The organism is Aquibium sp. ELW1220, assembly GCF_030398385.1.
Taxonomy (GTDB): Bacteria; Pseudomonadota; Alphaproteobacteria; order Rhizobiales; family Rhizobiaceae; genus Aquibium.
Genome location: NZ_JAOAOQ010000043.1, coordinates 1 through 19822 on the forward strand (window position 1 = coordinate 1; position 19822 = coordinate 19822).

The 19822-nt window shown below is 66.5% G+C and carries 10 protein-coding genes and 1 pseudogene; 7 read left to right on the forward strand and 4 right to left on the reverse strand.

The genetic code is table 11. The features are described 5' to 3' along the window. Positions 1-115, forward strand: a pseudogene (locus N1F91_RS25705) (ISAs1 family transposase); the annotation flags it as partial. Between the two features lie 134 nt (positions 116-249). After that, on the forward strand, positions 250-2970 hold the full coding sequence (locus tag N1F91_RS25710; RefSeq protein ID WP_289996387.1) for a hypothetical protein: 2721 nt from the start codon (positions 250-252) through the stop codon (positions 2968-2970). 371 nt (positions 2971-3341) lie between these two features. Here the strand turns inward: N1F91_RS25710 and N1F91_RS25715 are convergent, their stop codons facing one another. After that, positions 3342-4469 carry a hypothetical protein gene (locus tag N1F91_RS25715; protein ID WP_289996388.1) on the reverse strand — a complete coding sequence of 376 codons (1128 nt, stop codon included), beginning with the start codon at positions 4467-4469 and terminating at the stop codon, positions 3342-3344. Next, positions 4462-6276 (reverse strand): ABC transporter ATP-binding protein, encoded by a 1815-nt coding sequence (locus tag N1F91_RS25720; RefSeq protein WP_289996389.1) that lies wholly within the window; start codon positions 6274-6276, stop codon positions 4462-4464. The genes N1F91_RS25715 and N1F91_RS25720 overlap by 8 nt, the downstream gene beginning before the upstream one ends. Before the next feature lie 176 nt (positions 6277-6452). Between N1F91_RS25720 and N1F91_RS25725 the strand changes: the two genes are divergently transcribed. Next, positions 6453-7580, forward strand: coding sequence for a hypothetical protein (locus tag N1F91_RS25725; RefSeq protein WP_289996390.1), 1128 nt, complete (start codon positions 6453-6455; stop codon positions 7578-7580). A 161-nt stretch (positions 7581-7741) separates the two neighbouring features. Here N1F91_RS25725 and N1F91_RS25730 read toward each other — a convergent pair whose 3' ends face one another. Next, positions 7742-8524, reverse strand: a complete 783-nt coding sequence (locus N1F91_RS25730) for a Stf0 family sulfotransferase (protein WP_289996391.1) — start codon at positions 8522-8524, stop codon at positions 7742-7744. 134 nt (positions 8525-8658) lie between these two features. Then, on the reverse strand, positions 8659-9732 hold the full coding sequence (locus N1F91_RS25735; protein ID WP_289996394.1) for a D-alanine--D-alanine ligase family protein: 1074 nt from the start codon (positions 9730-9732) through the stop codon (positions 8659-8661). A 1923-nt stretch (positions 9733-11655) separates the two neighbouring features. On the opposite strand from N1F91_RS25735, the gene N1F91_RS25740 reads away from it, so the two are divergent. The 4 genes from N1F91_RS25740 (at position 11656) to N1F91_RS25755 (ending at position 19732) form a co-directional block, all read left to right on the forward strand. Then, positions 11656-15615, forward strand: a complete 3960-nt coding sequence (locus N1F91_RS25740; RefSeq protein WP_289996396.1) for a hypothetical protein — start codon at positions 11656-11658, stop codon at positions 15613-15615. A gap of 364 nt (positions 15616-15979) precedes the next feature. Continuing rightward, entirely contained in the window at positions 15980-16213 is a 234-nt protein-coding gene (locus tag N1F91_RS25745; protein ID WP_289996441.1) for a tellurite resistance TerB C-terminal domain-containing protein, read from the forward strand. Then, positions 16210-17529, forward strand: a complete 1320-nt coding sequence (locus N1F91_RS25750; RefSeq protein WP_289996397.1) for an ATP-binding protein — start codon at positions 16210-16212, stop codon at positions 17527-17529. Before N1F91_RS25745 ends, N1F91_RS25750 begins: the two co-directional genes overlap by 4 nt. Continuing rightward, on the forward strand, positions 17489-19732 hold the full coding sequence (locus N1F91_RS25755; protein WP_289996398.1) for a DEAD/DEAH box helicase: 2244 nt from the start codon (positions 17489-17491) through the stop codon (positions 19730-19732). Before N1F91_RS25750 ends, N1F91_RS25755 begins: the two co-directional genes overlap by 41 nt. Positions 19733-19822: the final 90 nt, after the last annotated feature.

Consider the following 19822-nt stretch of genomic DNA (forward strand, 5'->3'; position numbering starts at 1 on the left):
ACTGACCCTCAACCTCCTGCGAACCGCCAGACCCGAACTCGCCATCAGCCGAAAACGAAAGCGAGCAGGGTGGTCCGACGCCTTCGCCAGATCAATCATCGGCCAAATGCGATAGCCCTAGATCCAGCGGTATGAACGCTTGCTTGCTCAGAAGATGATTCAGTATGGTCATCGTCTGCTGTACTGTCACCTCATCGCCATCCGGAACCGGGAATTGGCTCTGCACAATCTACTTCCCGATCGCGGCTGATGAGTCTTTCGCGGCACCGCAAAGGAAGCGCCACATATCCGCTCGACACCGGGGCTGATGCCAAGCCGCAGCGCGGCGCCAGCGGTATCGTAAGCTGCATCCGGCAGTTGGTCCTCCGGCTCCTCTCTGCGCAGGCCATTGCAAGGAAGCCAGTGCGCATCCATCTGCGAAAGCAGTTCGGAGCTCAGGTCGCTGCGTCGGACTGGGCTGGAGCGGTCGCGAGCGGAGGTGCTCTGCTTGACCAGTTGCCACCGCTGCGAGGCTGGGACTACGCCACCCGCCGCGTGGTCGAGGCCTTTCTTGCCGCCCCTCCCGATCCAGGGGCAGGGCAAGCCGCCGCCTACGTGCTTCGGCACACCGGGCTCCGCTACCTTGACGCCGTCACCCATAGCGGCGGCCTGCCGCCCGAGGAGACGGGAATCCTGGCAGACCTTCTGCTACGGGAACGCCCTTCAGATCTCAGGCTTCTGCGCCTGTCCATCGCGCTGGGCAACGAGGCCCGCGATGCTGACGCACAGCGGTTGACGGAAGCGCTCGAATCCGGCGCAGCGCCGGATCGATGCGTGGCGCTTGCGCGGGCGGCGAGAGCCGTCCGCGGCGGCAATGTCGCCAGCGCCCATGCCTTGCTGGATTCATGGGAACGAGACTCGGCAAACAGGGAATGGCCAATCGACGACATCACGTTGATCGGGATGATCCTCGCGGGGGCCTGCAGCCATCCATCGCTCGAAACCCTCGCGCGCCGGGTGGCAACATTCCCGACGGCGACAGCCAGATTGCACGCGCTTCTCGTGGAACTGCGCTGCAGTGGGGATGAGGCACGCAAGCTGACATCGGCGCTTCATTCGGCTGGAGCGGATCCGCTCGCGGTCCTCGACGCGCTCCTGGCCTTCGGACCACCGCTGGACCGTGCGACCGCGATGAAGGCGATCGGCCTGATCGAAGCGGACCGTTCGGCCTTGCGGGCTTCCCGCATCCATTCCCTGGCTCAGTCTTTGCTGGACCGCGCCGTGCCAGACCACGAGACGACTGCGGATTTCTGCCGTCGGCATGTGGCGGTCCTGTGCGCGACGGCGTCCGGTGCGACGCTGCATGGTCGGGCCATGCATCTGGTGCAGGATTGGGAAGCCGCCCTTCTCGCCTGGGATACGCGGCTGTCGTTCATCCCCGCAGAAGAGCAGCCGCTGGCGAATGCCTATCTCGCTGCCGCATCCCTTGGTCAATCCGAACGAGCCGAACTCTATCGGTCCCGGATGACCTCGTGGAAGCAGGCAACAGCGCCGACACTGCTGGCCCTTGTGCGCGGCGCATGCCTGCTTGGCGACGTCGATTTCGGCCGTGAGGTTCTCGACCGCCTTCTAAAGCAAGGTGGATTCTCCAATACACGCCGCCAGATCGTTCGATTTCGCGCCCTTTTGAACGGCGACGCTGCCATGGAGCGAGAGTCTCCTCCCAACCTTCAGGCCCTTGCCGCCCCGGCGGTCCTGGTGATCGATCCCGGCTTCTCGTTGGCCGCCGGCCATCACTTCACCTACAACCAGTTCGCGATCCGCTTCTTTGCTGAGGAGATGGCCATCGAAGCCGACCGGATATGGATATGCGCTGGACGAAAGGGGTTGGACGGCAGTTTTCGCGAAGCCGCTCCGTTATCGTCAAGCTTGCACCGCGTCTTCGGCTTCGATCCCTACAGCTACAAGGAATTTCCCGCGGTCCCTAGCTTTCTGAGAAACCTGAACGCCGTCTGGCAGAACGATCTGGCCACGGGGTTGGGTGCAGCCGACCTCTCGACGGTACGATTGATCTATTGCCATTCGATGAAGGCAAACATGGTCGTCGGCTTTGCGAACTGGATCGCGGCAAGATTTCGGCTCCAGAACGTACTCGTCGTGATCGGAGTAATCGAAGTCGATCACATGGCAAAATCGGCATCAGTGCGTGATGCATGCGACGGATTCTATCGTGAAGCGGTTGATGTCTTGCGGGGAACGCCCGGTGTCACTGTCATTGTCTATGCAGAGACCGGTGCGGCGTGCAAGCATCTGCGAGGTGTATTCGGCGACGCCCTGCCCGTGCACAACATTCCCTATCTGGCCGCAGCTCTGGCCGGTCCGGCTGCCGCCGCTCATGTGCCGTTCTCCAGGGACAAGATCACCATCGGCCTGGTAGGTGGAAGCCGCCGCGAAAGAGGGCTGGACCTCTTCCCCGGGTTGATCATGGCGCTTTCATATCGCAGCGATATCCGCTGGATCCTTCAGCTCGACCGCGCCGTCGCCGAGCGGATGAACGCCCTGTTTCCGCTCTACCTGGATTGGGCCGTGTCCCAGGGGATCTGCCAATGGCACGATGGACGCATGGAAGACGAGGCATACTATGATGCCCTGCGCCGGATGGACATCGTGCTGATGCCCTACGGCGATCGCTATGCCGTCTCCGGCTCGGGCGTTTTCTACGAGGCTGCCCAGCTCCAGCGATACCTGATTGTCCCGAAAAAAACCTTCATGAGCGAAGTCCTGGTGGAGTGGGGCTATCCGTGCAGCGTGATGGAGGACACAAGCCTGCAAGGCATATCGAAATGCCTCTACGACGTTCTTGGGAAGCGGACGGACCTCGCACAGGACATGAGCAAACTGCGCGAGCGCGGGACCAACGTCCTCCCCCTGGACCGCTTCCGCACGCTGCTGGCTTCAGAAATGAAAGTGCTGACGAACGATGCGTGCTGATGTCGAAGCCGAGGCGCGTTCGTGCCAGGAGGGAAGGAGTTCCAAAAGCCCGCCACTCCGGTCTTTGCGATCGCGTGATGATGGCGGATCGAAGGACTGGTGCGGGACCGCGCTGCCCATGGAGGGGCTGGCTTTCGCGACACGGGCGCCGTGACGAGGCCCTTTCGACATTCCGGTGGCGGAGCGATGACGGATGTTCGCAACGCCGCGCAAAGACATGGATGAGCATGAGGGAACCTGCCCGGAGCCACCCCGCCAGGCCCCGCTTCTGAGGACCGTCGTGGCGATGCGGGGGGCGGCGTTCCGATCAGGCTCGATGGAGGACGCGGTTCTGTTCGGTCGCTCCATGGCTCGGCAAGGCGGCCAGCCGCTCACGCCCGAGAGAGGGCGTCGAGGTCCAGGTCGCGCAGGTGGCCCAGGATCAGCCGCGACAGCTCGGGATCGCTGGTTCCGAACATGTCGTTCAGCAGGCGGATGGTGTTGAGGATTGCCAGGTTGCGTGCACGGTACCGCTGCGGCTGCGCCGATGGCTTTTCAAGTCCTTGAGGACCCGAACTCAGGCGCTTGACCGCCGTCCCGGTCCACGAAAACAGGTGGCGATTCAGGGAGGGGCCGGGCACCGGCATCCAGGGGGGACGCTTCCAGCGCTGCCATGGGCCCTCGACCTCCAGACGCTTCAGCAGATGCGACTTGTCGTCCAGCCCGTAGGGGAAGGCGAGGTCGAAGGTCTCGCCGGCAAAACGATGCATTGCGAGTTGCGGCTCCTCCTCGCCGGCCGGCAGGTCGTCGCGGAAGAAATCCGCATTGTCGGAGAGCCTCAGCATCGGGACGATGCGGCAGGGCAGGTCGGGCCGGCACGCGCAGCTTTCGGAGAGCGCGTCGTAGGCGGCACGGTCGAAGATGCAGTTCGAATCGAGCGGAACGGTCCAGTCGGCGACCGTCGCGCCCCATTGCAGGGCCAGGTTGCGGGCGCCGTTGACGTTCATCGCATAGCGGACCTGATTGGAGCAGGCCCAGATGCGCGCATGGGTCTGGAGATGCTGGCTCAGCCGATCGAAGCGGTCTGAGCGGAAAAATCCCTGCGTGTCGAAGCCGCTCATGGTCCACCTCGTCGCCGCGTATTCGTCGCCGAGGAAGGGGAGGCGCAGGTAGCGCGCGCCGGCTGCCTCCAGGATGGTCACGATCTCCCGCTCGCGCTCGGGCGCAAACAGGCGGTTGACGACGAAAAGCTTGCGGCAGTTCTCGAAGTCGGGCTCGTTGTCGAGGATGAAGCGGAGGTTCTGCAGCGTCTGGTCGTGCGCGTGGCGCGGCAGGAGATCGTTGCCGAGGATCCGGATCAGCGCGATGGACGGTGGCCGGCCGACGCCTTGGGCCAGGAAGACCGCCCGGGGCGAGTCTCGATGCCGTCGCTGGGTCAGCCGCCGCGACAGGCGTGCCGTGCCCGCCGTCAGCGCCGCCCGCAGGCTTCCCTTCGATCCGAAGGGCGCGGGATCAGCCATCGGCGGCCTCCGCAGGAACGGACTGCGAGCCGAAGGCGTGCCGGTAGGCGGGGCAGGTTTCGAGGAGGTCCTCGTGGCCGCCGATGCCCGCGACCTCGCCCCTGTCGAGGACGATGATGCGTTCGCAGGCGCGGATGGTTGAGAACCGGTGCGAGATGACGATGACGGTCTTCTCCCGGTTGCGCAGGGCGGATGCCTCCTGGAGTTCGAACTCGGTGCCGGAATCCAGTCCCGACGTCGCCTCGTCGAACAGCATGATCGGCGCGTCCTTCAGCAGCGCGCGGGCGAAGGCGATGCGTTGCCGCTGTCCGCCGGAGAGCGTCGGTGCGCCACTGCCCAGCCGCGTGTCGAGGCCCTCGGGGAGGGCGGCCGCGAACTCGGTGACGCGGGCCGCTTCCGCCGCAGCATGAACCTCTGCCTCCGACGCGTCGATGCGGCCGAAGCCTATGTTCTCGGCGATCGTGCCGTCGAAGATCGACACCTCCTGGCTGACATAGGAGACCATGTCGCGCACGATATGCCGCGACAGCCCGGCGATGGGCTGACCGTCGAAGAGGATGGCGCCGGCCCTGGGTTCGGCGAGGCGCAGCAGCAGCCGCGCGAGGGTCGACTTGCCGGAGCCGGACTTGCCGACGATGGCGACCTTGCTGCCGGCATCGATGCGGAAGGAGACGCTGCGCAGTCCGGCGAGCTTCCTCCCGTAGCGGAAGGAGACGTCGCGGAACTCTATGGCAGCCGACGGCGGCAGGGTCTGCGAGGGCGGACCGGCGACGTCGCGCTCGTGATCCCCGGTCTCGATCAGGCGGTAGAGCGCATCGACGGCGACGAGCTGCCGGCTGAGTTCCAGGTTGAACTGCGCAAGCCGGCGCGCCGGCTGGTAGGCGAGCAGGAAGGCGGTGAGGAAGGCGGCAAATTCGCCCGGCGTGCGTCCGAGCTGCATCGCCTCCCACCCGGCATAGACCAGCAGCAGGGCGATCGCCACGCCGCCGAGCCCCTCCATGATCGGGCCGCTCATGGCGACGACCCGGTTGAGCTTGTTGCTGCGACGCTCCAGCTGGTCGACCACCGCCGCGATGCGCGCCTTCATGACCGGTTCGAGGCGGAACGCCTTGATCACGGCGATGCCGGAAAGCGCGTCGGTGAAGGCGGCGGTGGCGCCAGCGGTCAGCTCCGCCTCCTGCCTGGCGATACGCCTGATGCGGCCGGCCATCGACCTGATGGCGAAGAAGGCGGCGGGGGCCACGACGAGCGTGACGGCCGACAGCGTGGGCGCCTGCATGACCATCACCGTGCCGAGCGCCACGAGCGTCAGCAGGTTCTTGATCAGGTTGGTGGTGATGAGCATGAAGGCGCCGGCCGCCGCGCGCGCGCAATGCTGGGTGAAGCCCGCCGCCTTCGCGGCGCTGCGCTTGTCGAATAGCGCCAGCGGCGAATGAACGAGGGCGTCGAACTGGCGCTTTTGAAAATCGGAGACGATCCGGGTGCGGATGGCGCCGAGCCCGGTCTGCTCGAAATAGACCGCCGCCGCACGGACGAGGAAGATCGCCAGCACGGCCCCTGCGATGCCCCAGACCGCCGCAAAGTCGGGTTCGCCGAAGACGAGGTCGACCAGCGCCCGCATCAGCCAGGCGAGAAGAGCGGTGGTGACAGCCCCGACGGCCATCCAGACGAGAGACGGAACGAAGGATCGAATGCGGCCGTGCAACACGTCCAGCATCAGCTTCCAGGCGAGGGCAGGGGCGGCATAGGGCCTTGATGCCGATGCGTCGCCCGGTCCCAGATCCTCGCCCTCTTCGGAGACTGCCATGTCCATCTCCGTAGCGGCGGCAGGGGCGTTTTGCCAGCGGCAAAGCCGATCCTGAGAACACGGCGCGGGGAAGATCGTGGGTATTCCAATCTTCGACTTGACGGGTCTGCGGCGCTCTGGCTCTTCAAGGGAGGCACTGCGGCCAACGGGATCCGGCGATGCGGCGACGCGCGATCTTGCACATCGGAACCGAGAAGACCGGCACCACGGCGATCCAGAACAGGATGCGGACCGCCGCACCGCAGCTCGCGCTTCAGGGCGTGCTCTATCCCGAAGTGCTCGGACCGGGCAACCACACGCACCTCGTCGCGGCCTGCATGGAAGACGATGTGTGGGACAGGGTGAAGGCAAACATCCTCGCCACCCACTCGCTTCAGCCGCAGGCCTTCCGCGAGCGGCTGCGGACGGAGTTCGCGCAGGCGCTGCAGGCGGTTGGCAACTGGCACACCGTCATCGCATCCTCCGAACTCATCCATAGCCGGCTCCTCCTGCCGTCGGAGATCGGCAGGCTGTTCGGGATGGTGCGCCCCCATGTAGACGAGATCGAGGTGGTCCTGTTCCTCCGCCGCCAGGACCGGCTGGCCATCAGCCGGTTCAGCACCGTGCTGCGCGACGGTTTTGGCGAATTCGACGCGGTGTTCGACAGCGTCGCGCCGGCGAACTATTTCCGCCTGCCGCCCGGACGCGCGATCGACGACATGGTCGACTATTACGACTACCGCCGGCTGATCGAACGCTTCCTGCCGCACCTGCCGGTCGGGAAGATCAAGGTGGTGCTGTATCCGGAGGAGGAAGGCGGCGTCAGCGACTCGATGAGCGAATTCGCGAGGCTCGCCGGGCTGGATTCCGCCCTTTTCGAATGCGCGAACGACCGCACGAACCTGCCCATGGCCGTCGAGGCGCAATACGTCATGAGCGAGGTGAACAGGCTCCTGCCGATGAGTTTCCCGTCCGGCCGCCGCAACCGGCATCTCAAGAAGCTGCATGCCCAGATCGAGGCCCGCTTTCGCGGCACGCGCAGGCAGGCGCGGCGCGCCGATGCGGAGGCCTTTGCTGCGCGCTTCGAAGCGAGCAACGAGTGGGTGCGCGCGACCTTTTTCCCGGAACGGCCATCGCTGTTTTCGCACCGTTTCAGCCAGTATCCGGTCGAGGTCGACTACAGCCATTTGCGCACCGAACTGGCGGACGAGGTGCGCCGGTTCGCACGAAAGGCCCTGGACGGGCCGCAGACCGAAGCGCGGCTGCCGGGCCTGCTGAAGCGGGTCAGGGGTTGGCTCAAGCCACGGCGGCTTGCGGCGCGATAGCGCGTGTCTCCCGACAACGTGGAGCCGGATCCGGCTTTCTGACGAGCGCGGAGACCAGTTCCTGCACGCGGAGACGATCCGAACGATCGAGACAGCCCTTGGACGATAAGGGTTGACGAACGGGCAGGCGAGGGCGCTTGCGACCCGGGAGGCGAGGTCTGCTACGCCGCCGGCACGCTCCCCCGTTCAGCGCGGAAGCGCCTGACCCAGTCATGGTTCGTCGCGTCGGCCAGCCTGGCGACGCCGGGAGTGACGCCCCGGGCCGCCTCGGGCGGCAGGCCGAGCGCATTGAGCACCGTGGCAAGCGTGGCGGCGGGATTGGCCGCCAGCGCGTCATAGGTCAGCCGGAGCGGCGAGATGCCCTCGAACTCGAACCAGCCTGCCCACTCCCGGTCGTAGGCCGTCAGTTCCGCCACGGCGGCGGCAATCGCCGCACCGTCGTAGACGGGTTCGCGCGGCGGCGCGGTGCGCTCCAGTTCGGAGCCGTCGGCGGCGCGATGCCAGAGGCCGGTCTGCTCGGCCCGTACCAGCGACACGGCCTGGTCGACCTTGTCGGCGCGCGTCAGGTGGATGAACAGCGTGCGGCCGAAGGCAGCCTCGATCCGCGCGGCATCGCCCGCCGGTTCGGGATGCAGCAGCGCGAGTTTGTCCGAAAAGAACGCGAAGCTGTGCCTTTGCAGCCGCAGGCCGAAGACAGGCGTGCCGCCGCGGCCATGATCGATGGCTGCGGCGAAGACGGCGGCGACCGTGTCGCGCTCCGGCCGGCCGGGCACATCCGGCAGGTCGTAGTCTGCCAGCCATTCGGCGAGCGAGGGTTCGTGGAAGTGCGAGCCCGGATTTCCGGCGATGCCGGTGGCGGCGAGCAGCTTGCACAGAAGCGTGCTGCCACTCCGCGGCGCTGTGCAGAGGACATAGGCATCGTATCGGGCATCGGTGGGCGGCACGGCGGGATCCTGCGATCGGGGCGAGGGGCGTGACCGGCCGTTTACGCCGGCCATGCGCGCTGGCGTAAGCGCAGAGTGCCCAGGCAATGCCGAAAAACCCGCAGGCGTTGCGCGGGCGCCACAGCCGCAACCGGTCAGTCCGTCGCTGCCCGCGAAAGCCCGTGCGCGACCAGCCGGTCGAGCAGGTCCGGATAGGCCACGCCGCTCGCTGCCATTGCCTTGGGATACATACTGATGTCGGTGAAGCCCGGGATGGTGTTGAGCTCGTTGATCATGAGGCCCATGTCGGCGGTGACGAAGAAGTCGACGCGGGCCATGCCGTCGCAACCGACGGCGCGGAAGGCCTGCCCGGCCATCTCGCGCATCCTCGCCTCGACGCCGTCGGGCAGGATGGCCGGCACCATGATCGCCGCCCCGGCTGCATCGGTGTACTTCGCATCGTAGGTGTAGAAGCCGTGGCTCTCGGCCGGGGCGATCTCGCCGGGGCGCGAAACGAAGAGGCTGCCGTCCGGCGCCTCCAGCACGGCGCATTCGACTTCCCGCCCGTCGACGAAGGCTTCCACGAGAAGCTTGCGGTCGTGCCGGAAACCTTCCGTCAACGCAGCTTCGTACGCGCTCTCCGTTGCCGCCTTCGACACGCCGACCGACGATCCCTGGCGCGCCGGCTTGACGAGGACCGGCAGGCCGAGCGCGGCTGCGACCTCGGTGAAGGAAGGCGCGTCATCGGGATGGACGGTGAGCGAACGCGCAACCGCAATGCCGGCCTGCACGAGCAGCCGCTTGGCGACGTCCTTGTCCAGTGCCGTGGCCGAGCCGAGGATGCCGCAACCTACCAGTGGCACGCGCGCCACCTCGGCAAGGCCTTGGACGGAGCCGTCTTCACCGGCAAGACCGTGCAGCACCGGAAACAGGACGTCGATGGCCGGCAGTTCGTAAGGCACGGCATCCGCCGGGATCGCCAGTATTCGTCCTCGACCGCCGGGCAAGAGGCAGATCTCTTCGCCCGACTTGGGCGTTGACAGCACGCCGTCCTCGAACGAGCCGAGCAGCCAGCGCCCGTCGCGCGATACGAAGACCGGCACGACCTCGTAACGCTCCGGCCGCAGCGCCCGCACGACATTGGTGGCCGACATCAGCGACACCGCATGCTCAGAGGAGCGGCCGCCATAGAGTATGCCGATGCGCAGGCGGGGGATCGATGTCGTCATGCAGGGCTCCGTTCAGCGGCCATCGCGTCTCGTTGCCGAGCACTGTGACGCGGCGGCGGGATTGGCAATGCGCCAGCCGGAATGGCGGATGGCCCAGAGGCTGCCTGGAAGGGCGAGCCTGCGGTGGCGGCGTTCCGGGACTTCGGCGCGTGCGCCGCACGGCCAGGCTTGTCAGGCGGACCACGTCCTCAGCCGAATGCATCCGTGCCGCTGCAGGTGTTCCGCAAGCCGTCCTCCAACTGTCAAAGGCGACGGAGACAGCAGCCACCGGCCTTGACCTGAACCAACCTCGGTCCGTCTCGGCACGCGGAAAGTGTGACAAATTTGCAAGTTTTTAACTAATTATTGCTGCTCGCGAACGAAATCGGAGACCGAGCGCCCATTGTACGTGCTAACGTAGTTTCCGGTGGCGTGCAGTTTAAGTTGATGCTTGGGGGTAAGTTTGCGTTCTGGGATCTGTGGGTGCGCGCGCCGTTTGTATGTCGCGCACGTGGTGGTTGTCGGCGTCTTGTCTTTCGCTGCGAACGGGGCATCCGCGCAGACCTTGACGAGCGCAGTCTCCCAGGCGGAGACAGTGGCTCCGTCGGCCGAGGTAGCCGTCGTTCCGCCTGCGGGGTTGAACGGCCAGAACGGCGGAAACGGGTACTACACCTGTTCCGACATGACCTGGGGCAGCGCCTGCGCCCGTCTCGGCTATTCCTTCCCCAGCGCGACCGTTCAGGCCCCCGGCAACGGCGGAGCGGCGCCTTCGAGCGGTACGGTCACCCTTCTCGAATCCAGCGACACGGGCGTGGCGCAGATCGCCGACTACGATGCGAGTTCCTCGGCCTACTCGTTCCTGTCCTCGGCTTCGACGGTGGTGGTGACGCAGGAGGGATACAATTCCGAGACCTCGGTCCTGGCGACGGTGAACACCGGCGTCTCGGCGACGGACTGGGTCAATGGCGGAGCGGCCTTCGAACTGAGCGGCGAGATCGACAACGGATCGGATCCGGCTACCGTTTTCTCCGTCTCCTTCGTTGAGACCGTCGACGGGCTCAACCAGCCGACCGACGGCTGGACCCTTGCCGAGGTCGCCGCGGAGTTCAACGCCCAGTCGACCACCAATTCCTGGGGGCTGACCGCCTCGGTCTTCGACGACGGCACGGACTTCTACCTGAAGATCATCGCCAGCACGGAAGGCGACGACCGCGAGGTCACCGTATCCGTCACCGGTTCGGCGACCGCGACGGCGGTCGGCGTCGGGTCCGGCAATCCGGTCACCGATCTCGACTTCGGCGGCACCTTGGCGACCGGCTACGTCGCCACCAGCGGCACCCAGATCCAGAGCTATCCGTGGCTCTACACGGTGGATGGCGGGGCGCCGCAAAGTTCGGAATCGCCCTACATCGTCATCGACGGGGTCAGCATGAAGCTCGTCGGCGCAGGCTCGACCGATATCGGCGGCACGGTCGAGAACGGCACCGTCCCCGGCGGCACGGCCGGTAACGCCGGTCTCACCGGAACCGACATCACCATCGCCGACGCCTGGGCGTCGGTGACGCTCGGCGGCACCGCCTATACGCTGACGACCACCGGCGGCGCCGCCGGCCAGGCCGGCATCGGCGGCACCGGCGGGCGGGGCGGCGCGGGCGGCGAGGGATACACCGACACCGCGCCGGTGATCATGTTCATGCCCTTCCCGCCGCTGACCATTCCCAACACGCAGTTGCTGAGCGCCCAGGCCGGCATCGGCGGCACGGGCGCGATCGGTGGCGTCGGTGGGACGGGCGCGGCCGGTGGCACCGGCGGGGCGATCGGCTTCACGCTCGCGACGCCGCTGCTGAACGCCGGACAGATCGTCGACGCGACCTCGATCGGCGGCCTGGGTGGGCAGGGCGGCCGGGGGGCAGCGGCGGACAGGGCGGCGACGGCGGCGACGGCATGGCGTCCGTGGAGTCGAGCGGCCTGCTTCCGGCGATCGCGGTCGCCTCGGGCAATATCGGCGGCATCGGCGGCATGGGCGGAACGGGCGGCATCGGCGGCGCAGGCGGTGCGGGCGGCGCGGTCGACCTGAACCTCTCGCTCGGCATCGCCACGGTCGACGACGGCATCGCGGCGCAGAGCCGCGGCGGCGCGGGCGGGGTCGGCGGCACCGGCGGCACCGGGGGCCAGGGCGGGCAGGGCGGTGATGCCGTCTCCTTCGACCCCGAGATCCTCGGCAAGGAAGGCCGCGACGGCTTCACCGGCGGCCTGGCCGGCGTCGGCGGCGTGGGCGGCATCGGCGGCATCGGTGGTGCGGGCAGTCAGGTCCTCGTCACCAGCGAAACGACGCAACTCACCGCTTCCGGCTTCGGCATCTTCGCCGAAAGCGCCGGCGGGCAGGGCGGTACGGGCGGCACGGGCGGCGTCGGCGGCACGGGCGGCCTCGGTGGCAATGGCGCTTCCGACCGGGAGGCCACCTTCACGTCCGACATCGCCAACGCGGCCGGCAATGGCGGCGCGGGCGCGATCGGGGGTGTGGGCGGTCGCGGTGGCCGCGGCGGCGACGGCGGGCTGGTGCATGTCGACAATCTCGGCATCGACAACCGCATCGACGCGGGCGAGGTCGGCATCGTCGCTCGCAGCCTCGGCGGCGTCGGCGGCACGGGCGGCGCAGGCGGCGTCGGCGGTCTCGGCGGCGCGGCCGGCGCCGTCGGCTATGAGTCCCCGGTCTTCCTGGTCCTCTACGGCGGAACGGCCGGCAATGGCGGCAATGGCGGCAATGGTGCCGGCGGCGGCGAGGGCGGCGACGGCGGCAACGGCGGCAATGGCGGTGTCGTCGAGGTGGTCAACGAGGGCATCGTCAGCGTCGGCGACGCCGACGACGGTTCGGCCATCCGCGCCGAGAGCCTCGGCGGCATCGGCGGGCTGGCCGGCGCCGGCGGCGGCGTTGGCGCCGGCGGGAGCGGAAGCGCGGCGGGATCCGCCTTCGATGCCTGCACGCTCGGCGAGATACCCTGCCTGGGCTACGCGCTCGGCACCGGCGGCCAGCGCGGCCTGTTGCTCGAATGGAACGCGGGCCTGGACGGCGCTTCCGGGACGGTCACCGGACTGGCCGGCGAAGCGAGCCTCGTCGGCGGCGCCGGCGGTGCGGTCGACGTCGAGAATTCCGGAACGCTTCTCACGCGCGGCGCCGAAGCCGACGGCATACTGGCGGTCAGCGTCGGCGGCGTGAACGGCCTCAACGAGCGCTTCGGCGCCGGCACCTACAATTCGAACCTGCTCTACTGGACCGGTCTGCCGATCGGCACCCAGATGGGCGGGGCAGGCAATGTCGACGTCGCCAATTCGGGCGGCATCGGCACCAGCGGCAACCGTTCCGCCGGCATGACCGGCCTGTCCTACGCGTCGGGTCAGGTGTCCGGCGACGTCACGATGCTGAACGACGGCGGCGTGATCGAAACGACCGGCGACGAATCGCACGGCATCATCGCCAGGAGCCATGTCGGTACCATCGACGGCTTTGCCGAATCGGCTTCCGGCGACGTCACCGTCTCCAACAATGACGGCTCGATCACCGTCATCGGCACTGGCAGTTCCGCAGTTGTCGCACGCAGTGATTCGGTGATCGGCGATGCCGGGGCTGTCACCGTGGACAATGCCGACGGCACGATGCTCGGATTCGGCGATACGGGCGTCTTCACCGTGACCGCCGCCAGCATCTCGGCTGTGGGGGAGGCCGGTCTCGTCAGCCTCGACAACACCCTCGGATCGATCATCGGCCATTCCAACGAGGGAGCGGCGCTGCTCGAGAGCCGCGCCGCGGACGGTTTCGCGTCCGGCGGCGTCTTCGTGACCTCGAGCGGCGTCGTCGCGGCGACCGGCGCGCAGTCGTTCGGCCTGCGGCTCCTCTCCAGCAGCGGCGACATCGACGTCGCCAACACGGGCCTGCTGCAGGGCGGTTCGGGCGGCACGGCCGTCGCCATCCTGGGCGGGACGTCGAACACGCTGACCAATGGCGGCGCCGGCGAGATCTTCACCCTCGGCGGCCTGGCGGACGTCGTCATCACCGGCGGCGCAGCCTCAGAGGCCGTCGCCAACGAGGTCGGCGGCTGGATGCTCGGCTCCATCGATCTCGACTTCGACAATGCGGACGGAACCGGCAACACCATCGACAATGAGGCGGGCGCCACCTTCGTGATGGGCACGGAGATCGACCTCGGCCACGCGACGGACGCCTCTAACCTGTTCACGAATGCGGGCATCATCTCGATCGGCCTGGCCGGAAACCCGAACGGCAACCTTCAGCTCGAGCCCACCGCGAGCGTCGTGGCCGCGCAGCCCGATGCCTTCCCGCCCAACCTGTTCGCCGCCTTCTTCGCCTCGCCGGCGCAGTTCGAACCCACGCTCGCCGACCTACAGCTGACCACGATCACCGGCAATTTCGTCCAGGCGGCCGGCGGCAACGTGATTGCCGACGTCGCCTTCGACCGCAACGACCAGGGCGTGCCCGGCGACGACGAGATGGACCGCATCTTCGTCACCGGCACGGCCAGCCTGGCCGGAACGCTGCAGCTCAGCCCGATCACCGGGGCGGGGTCGGCAGGCACCTACCTGATCCCGTTCCTCTACGCCGAGGGCGGTGTCACCGACGCCGGAATGACGATCCATCCGACGTTCCTCAACGGCACGTCGTCGACCACGGCGACCTTCTCGGCATCCGTCGACTTTTCCGACCCGAACCTCGCCCAGCTGGCCTACACGATCGACTACTGCCCGGGCGGGCTGACGACCAACCAGGGCTCCTACTGCGGCGCCGTCACGGCCATACAGGCCTATGGCTGGGCCGATTACGAGACCGTCGCGGCCAACATCCTGCGCGTCGTCGACCTCGCCGATCTGAAGACGGTCTATGATTCGCTCGACGGCGAGGGAATGGTCGGCGCGGCCGAAGCGCAGCATGGCGCGACCCGGCAGATGGGCGACGCAATGCACGGCATGGCCGCCCAGGCCGTCGACTGCGCGCTCGATCCCGAAAAGAACCCGGCGCTGCGCTGCGACGACGGCATCCGCTTCTGGAGCAGTTCCGCCTATGGCTTCGAAAAGGCCGCGGGCGACGGCAACAGCGCGTCCTACCGCGGCTACGACCTGTCGGGCTCGCTCGGCGCCATCGTCGCGCGCGAGAACGCCTTCGTGACGCTCGGTGTCGGAACCAGCGCGGTGGACTTCAAGATCCGCGATCGCTGGATGGCCGGCAACGGCATGGGCGCCTGGGCCGGCATCGGTGCGGGCTTCGTCAGCGACGACGGCCTCTACATCGAGGCCAATCTCGGGGCGGGCATGACCGAAAGCGACTACCAGCGAACCGCCTGGGGCTACTCGCTCGACGGCGAACTCGACCCGCATGCCGTCGGCGGCGACTTCCGCACGGCATTGCTGCATGGCGGCGTCAAGGCGGGCGTCCAGGCCGACCTGGGCATCGTCGGCCGCGTCCATCTCTTCGGCGCCTACGACGTCTCCTCCACGCGGCGCGAGGATTTCCGCGAGGACGAGGGCATCTGGGGCAACCACTATCTGGCCGACACCGTGACCGACCAGTACGGAACGCTGGGCGCGACCCTGTCGAACCGCTTCACGCTCGGCGGCGCGATCATAGTCGAACCAAGCGTCACCGCCGCCTGGAAGGAAGCGCTCGTGCTCGACGACCGCACGATCCGCGCGCGGTCGCTCGCCGCGGACGCATACGGCTTCGGCTGGGAGGCGATCGGTGCGACGCCGGATTACTCCCGCCTGGAACTCGGCCTTGGCCTGCGGCTGCGTTCGCCGGAAGGTCTCGTCTGGGACGTCGGCGCGACGACCTGGGAAAGCGATGGGCTTGGCCGCAGCACCGACGTCGACATGAGCCTGTCCTTCAGGTTCTGAGCCGATCTCTCCCGCACCGCCGCGCGGTCACGGGAGAGATCGGCCCGCGGATATCGATCGGGACGTCCGGATGCCTCGCCGGAGATCTTCCGCGCAAGACGCGGACCGGTGCTGCGTGACGAAGCGGAAACGCTACGGCCACCATCTCCGGAGAAGATCGAGCCGCCATGAGACGGAAAGCCAACGTGTTTTCACGCGAAGGGCATCCGCACCATCGGGCAGGACGAGGCACGCCCCGTGCGTGTCCAACCGAACGGGCCGTGGCTCGGCCTCCACCTAAGTCGGCGCATGGTAGGGCCTCGTCCGGCCTTCGGAGTCAGCCAACTCTGCGCCTGTCGGCGGGAACGTCGCGCGGTTCCCGGGGCTGGATGCTGCGCATTCTGCGCTACTCGACCGACTGCTCGCGGACGATGGGCTTGATCGGGCCGAACTTGATGACGTCGCGAAGGGGCTCCGGCTGTTGCCTGACGGGGCGATCGAACGGATAAATGACTGGGGTTTCGATCGATTTGATGAAGCCCTGATCGAGGAAGACGAGCGGGTGACGATACCAGATCATCTCCGTGAGGCATTGCGAGAGGCAGAAGCAGCAGAATGACCAAGGCCACTCACATCAAGCCCCGGGACCGTGATGTCATCCTCCAGGCGCTGGCAGCCGGTGTGGTGCCGCGGACTGGGTTGCGACACGTGCAGGTCGGCCGGGCAGCCGAGGTCGGGGCGCTCGTCAGGGACATTGATCGCCTCGCCGATGGTGGAGCCGCAATCCGTTTCGTCATCGGCGAGTACGGCGCCGGGAAGACCTTCTTCCTGAACTTGATAAGACTTATCGCTCTTGAGCGGAAGTGCGTCACCATCCACGCGGACCTTGCCCCCGACCGCCGTATACACGCATCGGCAGGACAGGCGAGGGGGCTTTACGCTGAGTCCGTCAGGAACATGGCGACGCGGACCAAGCCCGACGGAGGAGCACTGGCCAGCGTGGTCGAGCGTTTCGTCACGGACTGTATGAACGAGGCCGGCCAGAAGGCGCGGCCTGTGGAGACTGTGATCGACGAGCGGCTGGCCCACCTGCAGGAACATATCGGTGGCTACGACTACGCCACCGTGCTGAAGGCTTACTGGCGGGGAAGCGAGGAGGGCGACGAGATCCTCAAGGCGTCAGCGCTCAGATGGCTGCGCGGCGAGTTCTCCACCAAGACGGAGGCGCGCCAGTCGTTGGGAGTGCGCAACATCATCGACGACGACGGTGTCTACGACGCCCTCAAGCTCCTGGCGGCCTTCGTTAAGCTCGCCGGGTACTCCGGACTGCTGGTCGTCTTCGACGAAATGGTGAACCTGTACAAGCTTCAGAGCAGCCAGGCCCGAAACCAGAATTTCGAGCAGATCCTGCGGATGCTGAACGACGTTCTGCAGGGCAATTTCGGAGGGATCGGATTCGTTTTCGGCGGAACGCCCGAGTTCCTCATGGACACGCGCCGCGGGCTTTACAGCTATGCGGCGCTTCAGTCCCGCCTGTCCGAGAATGCCTTCGCGCAGGGTGGGCTGGTTGATCTTTCCGGCCCGGTCCTGCGGCTTCAGAGCCTCACGCCTGAAGATCTGATGATCCTACTATCGAACATCCGCCTTGTGTTCGCATCCGGCGATACCGCTGCTTACCTCGTGCCCGACGAGGCGCTCCCCGCTTTCATGGACCACTGCAACCGCCACGTTGGCGAAGCATACTTCCGGACACCCAGGAACACGATCAAGGCGTTTGTTCAGTTCCTGGCTGTGCTCGAGCAGAACCCAGGGACGCAGTGGCATGACCTGGTCGGACGGGTCGAAATAGCTCCTGACGCCGAGGCGGGCGGGCAGGGGGATGGAGACCAGACGAGTGACGGTGGAGACGACGAACTTGCCTCGATCCGGCTCTGACGCGGCCGGATTCGACAGGCTGCACCCTGAAATCCGGCGCTGGATATGGGAGCAGAAGTGGGAAGAACTGAGGGATGTCCAGGACCGAGCGATCTCCGCGGTCCTCGACACCGACACGGACGTTCTGATCGCCGCCTCGACAGCTGCGGGCAAGACCGAAGCGGCATTCCTGCCCGTGCTTACGAAGGTTGCCGATCGAAAGGGCAGAGGTTTCTCGGTCTTGTACGTCAGCCCGCTGAAGGCCCTCATCAACGATCAATTTCGGCGGCTTGATAAACTCACCGAGCGACTGGAGATCGATACCGTCCGCTGGCACGGCGACGCGCCGCAGTCAGCGAAGCAGCGCGCCCGACGTGATCCCCGTGGGGTGGTCCTGATCACGCCGGAATCCATCGAAGCCATGCTGATCCGGCGGCCCGGAGACGCGAAGGCCATGCTGGGGTCGCTGGACTTCATCGTCATCGACGAGTTGCACGCCTTTCTCAAGGGCCCGCGAGGGCTCCATCTGGCGAGCCTTCTTCGCCGTATCGATGCCCTGTCCGCCAAGCCCGCGCGGCGGATCGGCCTGTCGGCAACCATCGGCGACCTTGCTGTCGCCGCCCGCTGGCTAAATCCCGGTCAGCCGGAAAATGTGAGGGTGGTAGAATCGACCACGGACTCGCCGGAGCTCAGGCTTCAAGTCAGGGCATACAGCGACCCCGAGGAAGTGGAGGACGCCGACGGGCTTGAGGCAGAAGAGCGGCCGGTCGCGCTGGACCTGATTGCCGATCATATGTTCTCGGTCCTCAGGGGGGCGAACAACCTGGTGTTCGCGGGATCGCGAAAACGGGTCGAGGCGCTTGCGGATCGGCTTCGCACGAGATCGGAAAAGACCTCGGTTCCGAACGAGTTCTACCCCCATCACGGCAGCCTCTCCAAGGAGCTTCGCGAAGAACTGGAAGACCGTTTGAAGAAGGGCGACCTGCCGACGACGGGTATCGCGACCACGACGCTGGAGCTGGGTATCGACATCGGGTCCATAAAGTCTGTGGCGCAGGTCGGCGCGCCACGATCTCTATCGTCCCTGCGACAGCGACTTGGCCGAAGCGGCAGAAGACGCGGTGTTCCTGCCGTCCTCAGGATCTATGTGCGGGAGCGCCTTCTGGGCAAGGGGGCCGACCCGGTGGACCATCTGCGCCTTGAGACCGTCCGGGCAGTCGCGGCCGTTCGCCTTCTGGTGGAGCGCTTCGTCGAGCCACCGTCGATCGATGCAGCGGTCGCCACCGTCGCGCTGCATCAGACGCTCTCGGTGATTACGCAGGAGGGGGGAACTACGGCCGGCGCGCTCTACCAGATCCTTTGCTCATCCGGCCCGTTATCGCCACTGACAAAAGCCGACTACGCACAGTTGCTGCGAGGCATGGCTTCCACGGAACATCGCCTCGTCGAGCAAGCTCCCGACGGGACCATCATGCTGGGCGAAGGGGGAGAAAGGCTCACGGCGTCACGCGACTTCTACGCCATCTTCTCTACGGACGAAGAGTGGCGTCTGGTTGCGGCAGGACACCTGCTCGGCACCATTCCGATCTCCAACCCGGTCGGCGTCGGCGTCGTCATCGCCTTCGCGGGACGGCGCTGGCGGATCGAGACGGTCGATGACCGTGGCAAGGTCCTCCAAGTCGTACATCACCGCTCCGGGAAGATTCCCAATTTCGACAACGTTGTGAACGAGCCTGTCCACGATCGGTTGTCGGCGGAGATGCGAGCAGTCCTGCAGGACGCCTCGGACCCCGGCTTCTTGGACAATGCCGCGAAAGAGTACCTTTCGGAGGGCAGGCTGGCGTTTCGCCAGTTTGGACTCGATTCCGGGTGCCTGGTTCCCGCCGGGAAAGACACGCACGCTTTCACGTGGCACGGCAGTGACGTGAACACAGTGCTCGGCTTCGCATTTGCCTCGGCAGGCCTCGACTGCGCAATCCTCGACGTGGGCGTGACTGTCCTTGATACCCAGCCGGACGTGGTGCAGGCCATCATGAGACAAATCTCGAACAGACCGCCTGATATCGATCAGGTCGCGGAGTTCGTCGAGAACCTCCAGTCAGCGAAATTCGATGAGATGGTGCCCGAACAATTGCTCAGGTCATTGTGGGCACGAAGTCGACATGACGTCGCTGAACGCGTCGGAATAGCGGTTCGCATGATGCTGGCGAGCCATCGTGCATAACCGTGCCGGCGGAAGGCTGACATTATATCGCATGGGTATGCCGCATAAGATAGAGTCTGGAATCTCAGCCACTTACTGACACAACAGCGA